This window comes from Coprococcus phoceensis (genome assembly GCF_900104635.1).
GTDB lineage: Bacteria > Bacillota > Clostridia > Lachnospirales > Lachnospiraceae > Faecalimonas > Faecalimonas phoceensis.
Genome location: NZ_FNWC01000007.1, coordinates 1,891,117 through 1,907,084, shown reverse-complemented (window position 1 = coordinate 1,907,084; position 15,968 = coordinate 1,891,117). Strand labels below are relative to the sequence as shown.

The 15,968-nt window shown below is 42.3% G+C and carries 15 protein-coding genes; 14 read left to right on the top strand and 1 reads right to left on the bottom strand.

Going from position 1 to position 15,968, the window contains the following annotated elements; genetic code table 11:
• The first annotated feature begins 49 nt into the window (after positions 1–49).
• The 12 genes from BQ5364_RS12920 (at position 50) to BQ5364_RS12865 (ending at position 12,177) form a co-directional block, all read left to right on the top strand.
• Positions 50–1,459, top strand: a complete 1,410-nt coding sequence (locus BQ5364_RS12920; protein WP_071144421.1) for an amidophosphoribosyltransferase — start codon at positions 50–52, stop codon at positions 1,457–1,459.
• 155 nt (positions 1,460–1,614) lie between these two features.
• Positions 1,615–2,313: a VanR-ABDEGLN family response regulator transcription factor gene (gene vanR, locus BQ5364_RS12915; RefSeq protein WP_004611091.1), complete on the top strand. Its 699-nt coding sequence runs from the start codon at positions 1,615–1,617 to the stop codon at positions 2,311–2,313.
• On the top strand, positions 2,303–3,370 hold the full coding sequence (locus BQ5364_RS12910; RefSeq protein WP_022251203.1) for a sensor histidine kinase: 1,068 nt from the start codon (positions 2,303–2,305) through the stop codon (positions 3,368–3,370). The genes vanR and BQ5364_RS12910 overlap by 11 nt, the downstream gene beginning before the upstream one ends.
• Positions 3,371–3,402: 32 nt before the next feature.
• A complete protein-coding gene (locus BQ5364_RS12905; protein WP_004611088.1) occupies positions 3,403–4,230 on the top strand; it encodes a PHP domain-containing protein in 828 nt (275 codons plus the stop codon).
• A 17-nt stretch (positions 4,231–4,247) separates the two neighbouring features.
• Positions 4,248–5,039 (top strand): DUF975 family protein, encoded by a 792-nt coding sequence (locus tag BQ5364_RS12900; RefSeq protein ID WP_022251202.1) that lies wholly within the window; start codon positions 4,248–4,250, stop codon positions 5,037–5,039.
• Positions 5,040–5,237: 198 nt separating this feature from the next.
• Entirely contained in the window at positions 5,238–5,696 is a 459-nt protein-coding gene (locus BQ5364_RS12895; protein WP_022251201.1) for a prepilin peptidase, read from the top strand.
• 17 nt (positions 5,697–5,713) lie between these two features.
• Complete coding sequence (gene yqeB, locus BQ5364_RS18510; RefSeq protein ID WP_004611085.1) at positions 5,714–7,159, top strand: selenium-dependent molybdenum cofactor biosynthesis protein YqeB; 1,446 nt, start codon at positions 5,714–5,716, stop codon at positions 7,157–7,159.
• Positions 7,134–8,027 (top strand): XdhC family protein, encoded by an 894-nt coding sequence (locus tag BQ5364_RS12885; protein WP_071144420.1) that lies wholly within the window; start codon positions 7,134–7,136, stop codon positions 8,025–8,027. Before yqeB ends, BQ5364_RS12885 begins: the two co-directional genes overlap by 26 nt.
• A gap of 62 nt (positions 8,028–8,089) precedes the next feature.
• Complete coding sequence (locus BQ5364_RS12880) at positions 8,090–8,875, top strand: FAD binding domain-containing protein (protein WP_004611083.1); 786 nt, start codon at positions 8,090–8,092, stop codon at positions 8,873–8,875.
• A gap of 1 nt (position 8,876) precedes the next feature.
• Positions 8,877–9,341: a (2Fe-2S)-binding protein gene (locus tag BQ5364_RS12875; RefSeq protein WP_004611082.1), complete on the top strand. Its 465-nt coding sequence runs from the start codon at positions 8,877–8,879 to the stop codon at positions 9,339–9,341.
• Positions 9,342–11,624 (top strand): xanthine dehydrogenase family protein molybdopterin-binding subunit, encoded by a 2,283-nt coding sequence (locus BQ5364_RS12870; RefSeq protein WP_004611081.1) that lies wholly within the window; start codon positions 9,342–9,344, stop codon positions 11,622–11,624.
• Positions 11,614–12,177 carry a nucleotidyltransferase family protein gene (locus BQ5364_RS12865; RefSeq protein ID WP_004611080.1) on the top strand — a complete coding sequence of 188 codons (564 nt, stop codon included), beginning with the start codon at positions 11,614–11,616 and terminating at the stop codon, positions 12,175–12,177. The genes BQ5364_RS12870 and BQ5364_RS12865 overlap by 11 nt, the downstream gene beginning before the upstream one ends.
• 54 nt (positions 12,178–12,231) lie before the next feature.
• Here BQ5364_RS12865 and BQ5364_RS12860 read toward each other — a convergent pair whose 3' ends face one another.
• Positions 12,232–13,137 (bottom strand): hypothetical protein, encoded by a 906-nt coding sequence (locus BQ5364_RS12860; RefSeq protein WP_227038960.1) that lies wholly within the window; start codon positions 13,135–13,137, stop codon positions 12,232–12,234.
• A gap of 321 nt (positions 13,138–13,458) precedes the next feature.
• On the opposite strand from BQ5364_RS12860, the gene BQ5364_RS12855 reads away from it, so the two are divergent.
• Together BQ5364_RS12855 and BQ5364_RS12850 are read left to right on the top strand one after the other, a co-directional pair.
• On the top strand, positions 13,459–14,295 hold the full coding sequence (locus BQ5364_RS12855; RefSeq protein WP_004611078.1) for a putative ABC transporter permease: 837 nt from the start codon (positions 13,459–13,461) through the stop codon (positions 14,293–14,295).
• Positions 14,296–14,320: 25 nt separating this feature from the next.
• Positions 14,321–15,967, top strand: a complete 1,647-nt coding sequence (locus BQ5364_RS12850; protein WP_004611077.1) for a SulP family inorganic anion transporter — start codon at positions 14,321–14,323, stop codon at positions 15,965–15,967.
• The last annotated feature ends 1 nt before the right edge of the window (position 15,968 follow it).

Here is a 15,968-nt window from a genome sequence, read left to right as displayed (position 1 = left end):
CTTATTCTGTTAATGAGCTAATAAGATAATTGAAAAGAGGAGAAAATACATGGGTGGATTTTTTGGCGTTGCTGCAAAGACAGACTGCATATTAGATTTATTTTATGGCGTAGATTATCATTCACATCTGGGGACAAGACGCGGTGGAATGGCAACATTTGGAAAAGGCGGTTTTCACCGTGCGATTCATAATATTGAGAACTCTCCGTTTCGTACAAAGTTTGAGCGGGATGTCGAGGAGATGAAAGGAAATATCGGAATCGGCTGTATTTCTGATTTTGAACCACAGCCGCTTTTGATTCAGTCGCATCTGGGAAGTTTTGCAATCACAACAGTTGGAAAGATCAACAATCTGGATGCACTTTTGAATATTGTCTATGAGAATGGGCATACACATTTTCAGGAGATGAGCGGCGGGCAGATCAATGCAACTGAACTGGTAGCATCGTTGATCTGCAAAAAAGAGACGATCGTGGAAGGAATCCGATATGTGCAGGAGATCATTGATGGCTCCATGACAATGCTGATCATGACAAACGAGGGAATCTATGCAGCGAGAGACCGTTATGGACGTACTCCGCTGATGGTTGGCAAAAAAGAAGATGCATATTGTGTTTCATTTGAAAGTTTTGCATACATGAGTATGGGATACTCTGATTATAAAGAACTTGGACCGGCGGAGATTGTCTACATTACACCAGAGAGTGTGGAAGTCGTTTCAGAGGCAAAAAAAGATATGAAGATCTGTTCGTTCCTCTGGGTGTACTATGGATACCCGACTTCTTCTTACGAGGGAGTGAATGTGGAAGAGATGCGTTATAAATGCGGCAGTATGCTGGCAAAACGTGACAAAGGAACCATCGAGCCGGATGTGGTAGCAGGTGTTCCGGATTCCGGTATTGCACATGCGATTGGATATGCGAACGAATCGGGCTATCGTTATGCGAGACCATTTATCAAATATACACCTACCTGGTCCAGATCATTTATGCCTACAAATCAGGCACAGAGAGAAAAAGTAGCGAGAATGAAACTGATCCCGGTACCGTCTTTAATTGAAGACAAGAGACTGCTTTTGATCGACGATTCAATCGTGCGAGGAACACAGCTTCGTGAGACGACGGAATTTTTATATAACAGTGGCGCGAAAGAAGTTCATGTAAGACCGGCGTGTCCGCCGTTGCTTTATGGATGTAAATATTTGAATTTCTCACGTTCAAAATCAGAACTGGATCTGATTACCCGCAGAATTATTTTGGAACGTGAGGGAGAGAATGCAGAAAAGGTACTTGGTGAGTACGCAGATCCAAACAGTGACCGCTATGCAGCAATGCTGGAAGGAGTGCGCAAGCAACAGAACTTTACGACATTGAGATACCACAGACTGGATGATTTGATTGCGTCTATCGGATTGGAACCATGTAAACTTTGTACATATTGCTTTGATGGAAAAGAATAAGACTTTTTGAGTAGGATTTTAGGAAGATCAGCTGGTAATCGCTGGTCTTCTTTTTAATTTGGATAAGAAAGATGGTTTATTTAAGAAAAAATATATATTTTGTACACAAGAGTTTGCTATAATACTTTTAAACCGTTAAGAAAAGAGGAAAATATATGGCGATAAACATTCTTGTAGTAGATGATGAAGAGGCGATTGCAGATTTAGTAGAAGTATATTTAAAAAGCGAAAATTACAATGTGCTGAAATGTTATAACGGAAAAGATGCGTTAAAGTGTGTAGAGAAAGAGGATATTGACCTTGCAATTTTAGATGTGATGCTTCCGGATATCGATGGATTTGATATCTGTCAGAAGATTCGTGAGAATCATCACTTTCCGGTGATTATGCTGACTGCAAGAGACGAGAACATTGATAAGATTACCGGACTTACGATAGGGGCAGATGATTATATCACAAAGCCATTCCAGATGCTGGAGCTTGTTGCAAGAGTCAAAGCACAGCTTCGCAGAGTGACGAAGTATAATCAGCAGGATGTAAAGATGAATGAAAATGTGATCATCATCGGCGGTCTGGTTGTAGACAAAGAGAACCATGAATGCACGATCAATGACGAACCATTGTCTTTGACCCCGACAGAATTTTCGATTTTGTGGGTATTATGTAAGAATCGTGGTAAAGTTGTGGATTCTGAAAAATTGTTTGAGGAAGTGTGGGGAGAAAAGTATTTTGTGAACAGTACGAATACAATTATGGTTCACATCAGACATTTGCGGGATAAGATGAATGATTCGGCGGAGAATCCAAAATATATCAAGACTGTGTGGGGAGTGGGATACAAAATTGAAGGATGATGTTCGGGTATTTAAGAAAAAAATATTGTGGAAGACAGCATTTTTTCCCGGAGTTCTCACCATAATATGGGCAGTCAGTCTGTTTATTATATCTGATGGAGTACTTAAGGAGGAAAGGCAGAAAGAGATTGTCTGCATAGTCGGAACAATCCTGTTTTTTTTAACCGCATATTCTTTTTCGTTAAAGAAAATTATAAAATATTTTGATGAGATTGGAGCCGGCATCAATCAGCTTCTGGAGGAAGAAAACGACAAGATACAATTGGAGCCGGAACTGGAATTTATTGAGAAGAAAATGAACCGGCTGAAGATCACGCTGGAACAGCGAACCAAAGATGCAATCCGCACAGAGCAGAGAAAGAATGATCTGGTCGGTTATCTTGCGCATGATATCCGTACACCGCTGACTTCCATAGTCGGCTATCTGGAACTTCTAAATGACATGAAACAGATGGAAAGGACACAGCAGGAAAAATATTTGCGGATCACGTATGATAAAGCAAAGCGATTGGAAAAACTAATCAATGAGTTGTTTGATATTTCAAAATTAAATATGCAGACAGTTGCCTTAAAGAAGGAGCAGGTGAATCTGACTTTCATGTTGTATCAGATGGCAGATGAATTTTATCCGATGTTGGAACAAAAAGGACAGAGCATGAAGATGGAGATTGACGAGAAGATTTTGATATACGGAGAGGCAGACAAATTGGCGCGTGTGTTTGGAAATATTTTAAAAAATGCAATCGCTTACGGAGATGCGGGAAGTGAGATTACAGTGCAGGCGGCGAAAGGTGTGGAGAATGTTGTGGTCACCTTTGTGAACAGGGGAGCAGAGATACCAAAACATCAGTTGGAACATATTTTTGAGAAATTTTATCGTTCGGACAGTGCAAGATCTACAGATACCGGAAATGCCGGACTTGGTCTTGCGATCGCAAAAGAGATTGTCACGCTGCATGGTGGGGAGATTTGGGCAGTTAGCAATAAAGAAGATACAAAATTTATTGTAAAACTTCCGATTTTATGTCATTGCGACTTCGGAAGTGAAGATGTATAATGGGTATATAAAAAGAAAAGGGGGCTTATTTTATGAAGATAGATATGCATTGTCATGTAAAAGAAGGATCCCCGGATAGCAAGGTAAGTTTAGATGAATATATTACGATTCTAAAAGCAAATGGCTTTGAAGGGATGCTGATTACTGATCACGACACGTACAAAGGATACAGGTATTGGAAAAACAAGATGAAAGGAAAAAGCCATGAGGATTTTGTCGTCCTGAAAGGAATTGAATATGATACCTGTGATGCAGGGCATATTATTGTCATTATGCCGGAAGGGGTAAAGATGAGGCTTCTGGAACTAAAAGGACTTCCGGTCTCTGTGCTGATTGACTTTGTCCATCGGCATGGAGGTGTGCTTGGACCGGCGCATCCGTGCGGAGAAAAGTATATGAGCTTTACGAACACAAAGAGATTTTATAAAAATCCGGAAATCATAAAGCGATTTGATTTCATTGAAGTATTCAATGCGTGTGAGTCAATGGAGTCCAATGAAAAGGCGGCAAAGCTGGCTTATAAGTATCAAAAAGTGGGAATCGGGGGAAGCGACGCACATCGTCCGAACTGTGTAAGTATGGCTTACACAGATTTACCGGAGAGGGTGACTTGTGAGACAGAGCTGATTTCCCTGATTCGAAAAAAGGTGCCTTTGGAAGTCGGCGGAATGTTATATAATAAGACGACGAAGGAAAAGCTTGGAAAGGCAAATAAGATTCTGGTGTATTCGTTTTGGATCTATAACAAAACAGGTGGACTGATTAAAAGAAGCAAACGAAAGAGAAAGAGTATGCTGGAGAATCCGATAGATCCGATAGATCCAATCGAGATGGAATATCTTGCAAATTACAAAAGATAGCAGAAGGGAAGACAGTTATGTGGACAAGATATGATTTGAAGATGAATGCGAAGATGGCATTTAAGAGAAATTACTGGACGTGTGTGGCTGCAAGTCTGGTGGTAGGAGTTTTGAGTGGAAGTATGTTTGCCGGTTCCGGAAGCGGTGTGCAGACTACGCTGGAGGTACAGCATAATAATCCATATGCGTATGACAGTTACAGCGCATATTCTTATAACAGCAGCAATTCGATATTCGGGGGAGTTATTTTTTCTTCGATAGTAATCGCGATTTTGCTGGTGATTGCTTTGTTAGCTTCGTTATATACGATTTTTGTCGGAAATGCGGTATCGGTAGGCGGATGCAGATATTTTATGGAGAACAGAGAGCATCAGACAAGTGCTTCAAAGGTGTTTTATGGATTCCAGAATGGAAGATATGGAAATGTGGTTAAGACAATGTTTTTCCGGGATTTGTTTATTTTATTGTGGACACTGCTTTTGATCGTACCTGGAATCATTAAAAGCTACAGTTACAGACTTGTTCCATATATTTTGTCAGAGAATCCACATATGGACAGAAAACGTGCGCTGGAGCTGAGTCAGCAGATGATGGACGGGCACAAGATGGAAGCGTTTGTGTTGGAACTGTCTTTCTTTGGCTGGTTCTTATTATCGGCATTGACTTGCGGACTGGTTGGTATCTTTTATGTAAATCCGTATTTGGATGCGACATTTGCAGAATTTTATGTGGCAATCCGAACAGAGAGCATCGGAAAAGGACTGGTGGCAGAAGGAGAACTTCCAGGTTATAGTGCTCAGACAGTTTAAAAGGAGAATCCTGCATCTGCAGGATTCTTTTTAAATTATAGGAAATTCCTTTGGAATCCTATAATTCAAAAAAATGCACTTTGTGCAAAGATGCGCAGCTCGCGGGGGTGAAATTATCACTGCGTGAACCGCTCGCGCGCGAAGATTGCGCAATAGCGCAATCTTTTTAGGATAAAAGATGGAAAAAAGAGGACAGATATGGAAAAAATCTTTCTAATAGGAGTTGTTTGTGTTATCTTAATATCGATTGCAGTAGTGGATGCAAGAAAAAAGAAAATTCCCAATATACTTTTGGGAATACTTTTTTTCTGTGCGGTGCTTTCCGGATTTATCTTTCCGGAGATATCGTGGCCGGATCGAATTGCGGGAGGGATTCTGGTCAGCGTAGTGTTTTTGACCGTGATATGGATTCGACCGGGAGCATTTGGGGCAGGTGATGTCAAGCTCATGGCGATATCTGGTCTTATGCTCGGTGTGGGGAGAAATCTCACTGCATTTGGATTTGCGACAGCGTTAGCGGCATTATATTGTCTGCCGGGGATATTGCGCAGAGATAGAAAGAAAGAGTCGGAGATTGCCTTTGGACCATTTTTGTGTGTGGGAATTTTGCTTTCTATCTTTTTGGGAAAGGCATTTATCCGATGGTATATCAGTTAAAAGTGAGGAGAAAATAGATGATTATTGTGAGAGGAGCGGGAGATCTTGCGACAGGAACAATTTATGAACTTCATAAGGCGGGATATCGTGTACTTGCCCTTGAATGTGCAAGACCGACGGCGATTCGAAGAGAAGTTGCCTTCAGTGAGGCGGTCTATGACGGAGTGAAGGAGGTAGAGGGAGTCACTGCGCGTAAGATTACTTCTGTAGAAGAGGTGGCAACGGTTTGGGAAAAGGGAGAGATTCCTGTTTTGATAGATGCCGAGGGGAAAAGTATTGAAGCATTACGTCCGTTGGCAGTGGCGGATTTAATTTTGGCGAAGAAAAATCTTGGTACAAGGCAGGATATGGCGCCGCTTGTAATTGGAGCGGGACCGGGTTTTGCCGCAGGAGAAGATGTAGATGTAGTGATTGAGACGATGAGAGGTTATGAGCCGGGAAAGGCGATTTATCAGGGAAGTGCACTGGAAAATACAGGCATTCCGGGAATGGTAGGCGGATATGCAAAAGAGCGGGTGATCCATTCGCCGGCAGAAGGAGTTCTGAGACAGAAGCATCACATTGGAGAAATCGTGCAAAGAGGAAGCGTGATTGCTTTTGTTGGGGAAGAACCGGTGTATGCGACACTGACGGGAATACTGCGCGGATTAATCCGAGATGGATTCGCTGTGAAAAAAGGAATGAAGATTGCGGATATCGATCCGCGACCGGACAAGCAGGCTGCATGTTATGAGCGGTCGGACAAAGCAATTGCAATTGCAAAAGGGATTTTAGATGTAGTGCAGAAACATTTGAGATTACAACACTTACTTCAGATACATCCGACACAAGACAGAGTGATCGCATTTGTAGGAGGCGGTGGAAAGACGACGTTGATATACGAACTTGCAAAAGAATTGGAGTCGGTTGGAAAAAGAGTAATTGTCACAACAACAACGCATATGCTGAGACCGAAAAATGAGTGGGAATTGCTTCATACAGTCGGGGTGCCGTGTGAGGAGGAACCAGAGAAAATTAGGGGACTTTCGGAGGAGGAGTACCGAAAACTGAAAACACAATGCGATGTGCTGCTAGTCGAAGCGGATGGAGCTAAGCGAAAGCCGCTCAAAGTTCCGGCAGAGCATGAACCGGTGATACCAGAAGATACGGATATGGTAATTGGGATCGCAGGAGCCTCAGCGATTGGGCGGACGATCAAAGCAGGCTGTCACAGAGGAGAACTTGTGGGGGAGTTACTTGGGAAAAAACTTAGTGAGATCCTGACAGAAGAGGATGTGATGACAATCCTGAAAAGCAAGGCAGGACAGAAAAAGCATGTGAAGCAGAAATATCGTATGGTCATCGGACAAGCAGATCTTTTGACGCAAGAGCAGGTGGAAAAATTCAAAAAAGAACAGGGGATTTGCCTGTATTCAAGGAAAGGAGGAGCAGATACCAATGGAGAAAATATCGGAATATCGTGAAATTGCAAGAATGTTAAAGGACGGAAAAACCGTGGTAAAAAAGACGAGGATTACAAAGGAGCGCTGTCTGGAAGAAAGTCTTAGCGGAGGATTTACACTGGTAATATGTGGAGGCGGACATATTTCGTATTCACTTTGCAATCTTGCGAAGATGCTTGGATATCAAGTGTGGATCATTGATGACAGAGAAGAGTTTGCCAATGAAGAACGGTTTCCGCAGGCGGATCACGTATATTGTATGGGATTTGAAGAGGCATTTGACAAGGTGATTTTTCCAGAGAGCGCATGGTATGTCATCGTGACAAGAGGTCACCAAAATGACTATGAATGTCTCAAAAAAGTGATGGAGCGAAAGAGCAGCTATGTAGGAATGATTGGAAGTAAAGGGAAAGTGCGAACGACACTTGAACGTCTGAAAAAAGATGGGGTTACAAAAGAACAGCAGGAGCAGATACATGCTCCGATCGGGCTGCCAATCGGAGCAAATACCCCGGAGGAGATCACAGTTAGTATCATGGCTGAGATGATACAGGAAAAATCAAAGCTTGGTTATACAGATTTGCCGAAAGAGATGATAGAGTGGCTTTTGAACAAAAAGCAACCGATGGTGATGACCACGATCGTGGGAAAGAAAGGCTCGGCTCCGCGCGGAGTTGGTGCGAGAATGCTTGTTGCAGCAGACGGCACGATGACAGGGACGATTGGTGGAGGTGCAATTGAGCATCTCGTGTTACAAAAGGCATGTATCATGCTCGAAGAAGAGAAAGAGTTTGCCTTAGAGGCTTATGATCTGACAGCGAAAGCGGCGGCGAGTACCGGAATGATCTGTGGAGGATATGTAGAGGTTCTGTTTGAAAAGGTCATCTAAATATGATAGAATATCAGATTGGGTAAAGAAGCATAAAATGACGAAGAGAAAGGGGAATATCGTTGTTTCACGCAAAAAATTATATAAAAGTAACAAGCCTTGAAGAGGCATATGAATTGAATCAAAAAAAATCAAATGCGATTATCGGAGGAATGCTCTGGCTGAAGATGAGCAACCGAAATATGCAGACAGCAATTGATCTGTCGGGACTTGGTCTGGACAAGATTGAGGAACAGGAAGATGCGTTTTCCATCGGATGTATGTGTACACTTCGCCAGTTGGAAATACACGAAGCATTGAATCGCTATTTTGGAGGCGCGATGAAAGCTTGTACAAGACATATTGTCGGTACACAGTTCCGCAATGGCGCAACGGTCGGCGGAAGCATTTTTGGAAGATTTGGATTTTCGGATATATTGACTTGTCTTCTGGCATTAGATACATATGTGGAATTATATCATGCAGGTGTGATTGCGTTATCTGAGTTTGTGGAGATGCCACGCGATAATGATATCTTGGTGCGCATTATTATAAAAAAAGATGGCAGAAAGATTGCATATCGGTCACACCGTGAGGCGGCGACGGATTTCCCGGTGATCGCCTGTGCGGTGGCAAATAAAGACGATCAGTGGTATGTATCTGTCGGGGCAAGATCAGGAAAAGCGAAACTTCAGGTAAGACAGGCGCAGATTGAAAATGCAGAGATATTTACCAAAGAGGTGATTGCCGGATATACATTTTCTTCTAATATGCGTGGAAGTGAAGTATACAGAAGACATTTGGCAGAGGTGTATACGAAAAGAGCAGTGGAAGAAATACTGGCAAAAAACAGTGAGAAGGGAGCATAACATGGCGGAATTAAAATTGGTTTTAAATGGAAAGACAGTCCTGGAAGAGATTGCACCGGATATGCTTCTTTTGGACTTTGTACGTTCACAAGGGTGTTATAGTGTAAAAAGAGGATGCGAGACTGCAAACTGTGGTCTTTGCACTGTTTTGGTGGATGGAACACCAATGCTGTCCTGTTCAACGCTTGCGATGCGTGCGAATGGAAAAACGGTGACGACGATGGAAGGCATGCAGGAGGAAGCGGCAGAGTTTGGGGCATTTCTTGCAAATGAAGGGGCAGAGCAGTGTGGCTATTGCAGTCCGGGATTTATCATGAATGTGATTGCCATGTCGAAAGAACTGGAAAATCCGGGTCTTGATGAGATTAAAGAATATCTGTCTGGAAATCTGTGCAGATGCACGGGGTATATGGGACAGCTTCGTGCGATTCAGAAATTCTTAAAGATGAAGAAGGAGGAGAAGTAGATGAAGTCTGTAAATGCACCAATTATGAAAAAAGATGCGATGGCTCTTGTAACAGGAAAGCCAGTCTATACAGATGATATTGCTCCAAAGGACTGTCTTGTCTGTAAGATTCTTCGAAGCCCACACGCACATGCAGTGATTGAGGAAATCAACACAGACATTGCGATGAAAGTGCCGGGAATTGAATGTATTCTGACTTATGAGGATGTGCCGGATAAAAGATTTACAATGGCGGGTCAGACCTATCCGGAACCAAGTCCGTATGATCGCCTCATTTTGGACAGACGAGTACGTTTTGTGGGCGATGCGGTCGCAATTGTGGCAGGAAAGACGGAAGAGGCAGTTGAAAAGGCGCTGAAATTAATAAAAGTAAAATACGAAGTGCTGGAGGCTGTACTTGATTTTCACCAGGCAAAAGATGCCAAGATTCTTGTTCATCCAGAAGAGAACTGGAAAGCACTATGCGATGTGGGCGCGGATAATAAAAGAAATCTTTGCGCGACCGGTTCGGAACAAAATGGAGATGTGGATAAGATTTTGGAAGACTGTGATTATGTAGTGGAGGGAACGTATCATACGCAGGCAAACCAGCAGGCAATGATGGAGACATTCCGCACATATACATATATGGATACTTATGGAAGACTGAACGTGGTATCCTCTACGCAGATTACATTCCATGTGCGACGTATCCTTGCGAATGCGCTGGATATACCGAAGTCTCAGATTCGAGTGATCAAACCTAGAATAGGAGGAGGATTCGGAGCAAAACAGACAGTAATCACAGAAGTGTATCCGGCAATTGTGACAATGAAGACGGGGAAACCGGCAAAAATTGTCTATACAAGGGAAGAATCCCAAATTGCATCTTCGCCACGTCATGAGATGGAAGTGACTGTAAGAGTGGGGGCAAATAAAGAAGGAAAAATTCGTGCAATCGATGTGTATACACTTTCCAACACAGGAGCGTTTGGAGAACATGGACCGACTACAGTAGGCTTGTCAGGGCATAAGTCCATTCCGATGTATGGGCAGGCAGAAGCATTCCGATTTGCATATGATGTTGTCTATACGAATAAGATGTCGTCAGGGGCATACAGAGGATATGGAGCGACACAGGGGATTTTTGCGGTTGAGTCAGCGGTCAATGAGCTTGCTGCCAAGATGCAGATGGATCCGGTAGAACTTCGCCTGAAAAATATTGTGCGGGAAGGTGATGTGATGCCGGCATACTACGGTGAGACTGCAAACAGCTGTGCGCTTGACAGATGCCTTTTGCGTGCGAAAGAGATGATTGACTGGGAGAAAAAATATCCGGCACGCGATATGGGAAATGGAAAAGTCAGAGGTGTCGGTGTGGCGATGGCAATGCAGGGATCATCAATCTCCAAAGTGGATCATGCATCGGTATCGATCAAGGTAAATGATGATGGGTTCTATTCGTTGATGATTGGAGCATCTGATATGGGAACCGGGTGTGATACCATTTTGGCACAGATGGCGGCAGACTGTATGGACTGCTCGGCAGATGATTTTATCGTGCATGGGGTGGACACAGATATTTCGCCATATGATTCCGGATCGTATGCGTCAAGTACGACATATCTGACCGGAATGGCAGTGGTGAAAGCGTGTGATTCCCTTCGGGAAAAAATATTGGCGCAGGGAGCAAAGTATTTGGAATGCGACGTGGAAGAGGTCGATTTTGACGGACAAAAAGTGTTCATGCGTTCCAAAGATGTATCCATTTCTTTAAAAGAAATCGGAAACAGAGTGATGACAAATAACGAGGAAGCACTGGTAGCTGCAGGGGCACATTCTTCGCCGGTGTCACCACCACCGTTTATGGTCGGAATGGCAGAAGTAGAAGTCGATAAAGAGACCGGAAAAGTAGAGTTGATTGATTATGCAGCGGTTGTAGACTGCGGAACTGTAGTCAATCCAAACCTTGCCCGCATACAGACAGAAGGTGGAATTGCACAGGGAATCGGTATGGCTCTGTATGAGAATGTTGTGTACAATGAAAAGGGACAGTGTCTGAGTAATTCTTTTATGCAGTATAAGATTCCGTCTAGAATGGATGTGGGAGATATACGTGTTGAATTTGAGAGCAGTTATGAGCCGACAGGTCCGTTTGGAGCAAAATCCATCGGTGAGGTTGTGATCAATACGCCGTCACCGGCAATTGCACATGCAGTATATAATGCGACCGGAGTGCAGATCAAAGAACTGCCGATCACTTCAGAAAAAGTATACATGGGAATGCAAAACAATGAAAATTAGTTTGATTTTACTGGCGGCTGGGGACAGCCGCCGTTTTGGCTCAAATAAATTATTGTATGAACTTCATGGAAAACCGATGTACAGGTACAGTGTCGATGAAGTTGCGAAACTGGATACGACGGTATTTGCGGAGAAAATTGTGGTGAGCCAATATGATGAGATCTTGGATACGTTGTCAAGGGAAGGGTATCTGACAGTGCGAAATACAGAGAGTTATCTTGGGATATCGCACTCGATACAGCTTGGTCTTGCGGCGTCTGAAGAAGAGGCATGGTGCTTCCTTGTGGCAGATCAGCCGTACCTGAAAGCAGAGACGCTTGAAAGATTTGTGGAAGCATTTCAAAAAAGTGGGAAGAGCTGTGCCTGTGTAAGATATGGGAACAGAACTGGAAATCCGTGTATTTTTACGGCAGAATATCAAAAAGAGCTATTGGAACTTGCCGGAGATATTGGGGGGAAGCGCGTCATAAATAAACATTTGGATGAAACATTTTTTTATGATGTGGAAGAGGAACAGGAACTGGAAGATATAGATGAAAACAATCTCCCGTAGAACGAGATGCTAAAAGCATTGCGTTCTATGGGAGATCGCTATTTTGCATGAAATTTATTTCCAGTATTCTTCTAAATACTTTTCAGCCTCTTCCTGTGACAGTGAAAATTCTTCCATCAGGTTTTGCATTACATCTTCTTTTGGAACATTAAATTTCATACAAGCATGAATAGTTCCTTTGATTCCTTTACTTAAACCGTTGTTCAAACCTTTACGGAATCCTTCATTCAATAAATCTTCTCTCCATGCTCTCCGAAATTCTTCTTCGTCATATTCTGTCAAAATCATATCCACGACCTCCGATCGATTTTTTTGAAGTATATCCGCAAGAATCCCATTGTGGATACAGAAATCCACTGCTTTATTCACTGCATTTCCAAAGTCCATCTGTTCCGAAAGATATTTTCGGATGATACTGATAAACTCTGCGTATTCCTTTAATGGTCTGCATTTCTCCATTAACTCTCGGTTTTTCCCTAAATTGATATTGAGTACAACTGCTGTACATTCCAAAGATGGAGTTGTTTCCTCTTTGTTTTCAAGAAACAAATCACTCAGCTTTAATTCCTGCCGCTCCGGTTCTTTCTTTGTTCCGTTGTAAAAAACAACATACTTTGGAAAGGGAATATGGAGCGGCGATGCTGTATACAGGCGGTGCTTTACCGGTTCGATATACTCTTTGTACAGGGATGAAAAATAGAATAATCCTCTCAATGGCAGGTTTGGACTGAATGAACTTTGATGCTCATACAGATTCATCACATCCCCGATGAGAAAGGACAAGTCATTTTTCATTCCCATGTAGACAACGTCCTCGATGGTAGTAATAGTTAAATCATCGGGATTTGTGTAATTACTGTTATTGACTGCGTTGTAAAGCTCCAAAAGCTCCTTTTTCTCATGGAAAATCATCCGGAATATCCTGTCTTTATACTTCTTATTTATCTTATGTTCTGTCAAATGTGTTCCTCCTTTATATCTTATCAAATTTATGCCTGTGAATCAATGGAAAGGGCATAAAGATTCATAGGCATCACCATCTTTCTTTAAATAAAATATGAATACAAATTGGGGTTCTTGTGACGGCTGTCACGAGATATTAGAAGTTATAGAATGTTTGATTTGTGGGACTAAGCATATCATAAATAATTTCTGACTGCAACCATAAACGGTTCATAAAAGTAAAAAATAATTCGGGATTTTACTTGAAAGATTGCCAGACTTATTATACAATTGATGCCAGCATGAAGAAGATATAACAGACAATTAGGAGGAAATAGTTTGTATTATTTAATCTTATATTTTTTTGTATATGGTTTTTTAGGATGGTGCACAGAAGTTGCATTTGCGGCATGCAAGGAGCGAAAATTTGTAAACAGAGGATTTCTAAACGGTCCGATCTGTCCGATATATGGAATCGGTGTAGGGATTGTTGTTCAGTTTTTGACACCATACAAGGAAAATCTGGTGCTGCTGTATATTGCATCTGTAGTGATGGTGACTGCTTTGGAATGGGTGACCGGATTTATTTTGGAGAAAATATTTCATAATAAGTGGTGGGATTACTCAAAGATGCCTCTGAATCTGAATGGTTATGTGTGCCTTTTGTTTTCTTTGATTTGGGGAGCAGCGTGCGTTCTGATCGTAGATTTTATCCATCCACTGATTCATAAAGTGTTGTCATGGATTCCGTTTCCAGTAGGAATGACCTTGATTGTTGTGCTGGGTATTGTGATGTTTGCCGATTTGTATGTGACAGCTTCCACAATTTTGAAGATGAACAAGCACTTAGAGAAGATGAAAGAGATTGCAACAGATTTACATCGTATCTCAGACGAACTTGGAGAGAACATTTATCAGGAAGTTGTAGAAGTGTTAGAGCGAAGAGATGAATGGAAATTAAAAGTGCAGGAAGCATCTGACGGAGTGAAAGGGAAAATACAAGATGTGTCAGATGAGGCAATGGAAAAAATTGCGGATTTGAAGAAAAAGTATAAAGAAGTTGGTGGAAAAGGAATACGAGTTTCGAGACGTTTACTGAAGGCGTTTCCTAGAATAGAATCTAAAAAGTACCGAGAGGCGATGGAGGATTTAAAACAGTATTTAAAACGAAAATAAAATGTGAGTGGGGTAAGAATAAGGAATGGAAGAGAGAATACCAAAATTGTTCCTGATGTGGAAAGAGTATTCGAAGGAACAATTTATAAAAGATATTGTGGCAGGGATTATCGTGGCAATCATTGCATTGCCATTGTCGATTGCGTTAGCACTGGCATCCGGCGTGAGCCCGGAACAGGGAATTTATACTGCGATTGTGGCAGGATTTGTTATAGCAATGCTTGGCGGAAGCCGGGTGCAGATATCTGGTCCGACAGCAGCATTTGCGACGATTGTAGCAGGGATTGTCGCACAGAAAGGAATGGCAGGTCTTGTCGCAGCGACAATTCTTGCCGGAGTGATTTTGATCCTGATGGGAGTCTTTAAGCTTGGAGGATTGATCAAGTTTATTCCGTATACGATTGTGACAGGATTTACAAGTGGAATCGCTGTGACGATTGTAATTGGGCAGATTAAAGACTTTTTGGGACTGGAATTTAAACATGCTCCGATTGAGACGATGGAAAAATTAAAAGAGTGCATAGACACGATTGGGACAATCAATGCGCAGGCGTTGAGCGTTGGACTGATTGCACTGGCAATCCTGATTGTCTGGCCGAAGATCAACGCAAAAATCCCACCGTCTCTGATTGCTGTCATTGTAACAATTGTGCTTGTGAAAGGGCTGGATATGGAGGTCAATACAATCGGAAGTCTGTATGAGATATCGAATAAACTTCCGGTACCGTCTATGCCCCAATTTAGTTTGGAATTGATCGAGAGTGTACTTCCGGATGCATTTACAATTGCAGTACTGGCGGCGATCGAGTCACTTTTGTCTTGTGTTGTATCGGATGGAATGATTGGAGACAGACATAATCCAAATGTGGAATTGATTGCTCAGGGAGCAGGAAATATTGCATCTGGTATATTCGGAGGAATTCCAGCGACAGGTGCAATTGCAAGAACAGCAGCAAACGTGAAAAACGGAGGGCGTACTCCAATCGCTGGAATGGTTCATTCCGTAGTATTATTACTAATTCTGATTGTGCTGATGCCTTATGCGGCATTGATTCCGATGCCTGCGATTGCGGCAATTCTTTTTATGGTTGCCTACAATATGTGTGGTTGGAGAGAGTTTGTGACTCTTTTGAAAACAGCGCCGAAAAGCGATATATTTGTGCTGGTGACAACATTTGTGCTGACAGTTGTGTTTGACTTGGTTGTTGCGATTGAAATTGGATTTATGCTGGCGGTGATTTTGTTTTTGAAAAGAATGTCTGATGTGGCAGATGTCAGAAGTTGGGAATATGTAGAAGAGGAAAGAGAAGGACTTCGCATTGTGCCCAAAGGAACACTTGTGTATGAACTGGAAGGACCGATGTTTTTTGCAGCAGCAGACAAATTTTTGAGTGTATCAGCAGATAAAAATACGAAGGTTGTCATATTGAGGATGAGTGATGTGCCGGCAATGGACGTATCTGCATTACGAAAATTGGAAGAAGTATATCGTTCGTGCAAAAGAAAGAATATTACTTTGATTTTATCCCATGTGACAGAACAACCGCGTAGAATGATGGAAAAAGCAGGATTTGTAGTGGATGTGGGAAGTGAGAATTTCTGCGAGAGCATAGAGACGGCGCTTAGACGAGCAGAACAATTGTGTCAAAAACAAAGTAGAAAGAAGATGTAAA

Bases quoted from the DNA above. Each gene is read 5' to 3' on its own strand.
- BQ5364_RS12920 (WP_071144421.1), top strand. From the start codon at position 50: ATGGGTGGATTTTTTGGCGTTGCTGCAAAGACAGACTGCATATTAGAT.
- vanR (WP_004611091.1), top strand. From the start codon at position 1,615: ATGGCGATAAACATTCTTGTAGTAGATGATGAAGAGGCGATTGCAGAT.
- BQ5364_RS12905 (WP_004611088.1), top strand. From the start codon at position 3,403: ATGAAGATAGATATGCATTGTCATGTAAAAGAAGGATCCCCGGATAGC.
- BQ5364_RS12900 (WP_022251202.1), top strand. From the start codon at position 4,248: ATGTGGACAAGATATGATTTGAAGATGAATGCGAAGATGGCATTTAAG.
- BQ5364_RS12895 (WP_022251201.1), top strand. From the start codon at position 5,238: ATGGAAAAAATCTTTCTAATAGGAGTTGTTTGTGTTATCTTAATATCG.
- yqeB (WP_004611085.1), top strand. From the start codon at position 5,714: ATGATTATTGTGAGAGGAGCGGGAGATCTTGCGACAGGAACAATTTAT.
- BQ5364_RS12885 (WP_071144420.1), top strand. From the start codon at position 7,134: ATGGAGAAAATATCGGAATATCGTGAAATTGCAAGAATGTTAAAGGAC.
- BQ5364_RS12875 (WP_004611082.1), top strand. From the start codon at position 8,877: ATGGCGGAATTAAAATTGGTTTTAAATGGAAAGACAGTCCTGGAAGAG.
- BQ5364_RS12870 (WP_004611081.1), top strand. From the start codon at position 9,342: ATGAAGTCTGTAAATGCACCAATTATGAAAAAAGATGCGATGGCTCTT.
- BQ5364_RS12865 (WP_004611080.1), top strand. From the start codon at position 11,614: ATGAAAATTAGTTTGATTTTACTGGCGGCTGGGGACAGCCGCCGTTTT.
- BQ5364_RS12850 (WP_004611077.1), top strand. From the start codon at position 14,321: ATGGAAGAGAGAATACCAAAATTGTTCCTGATGTGGAAAGAGTATTCG.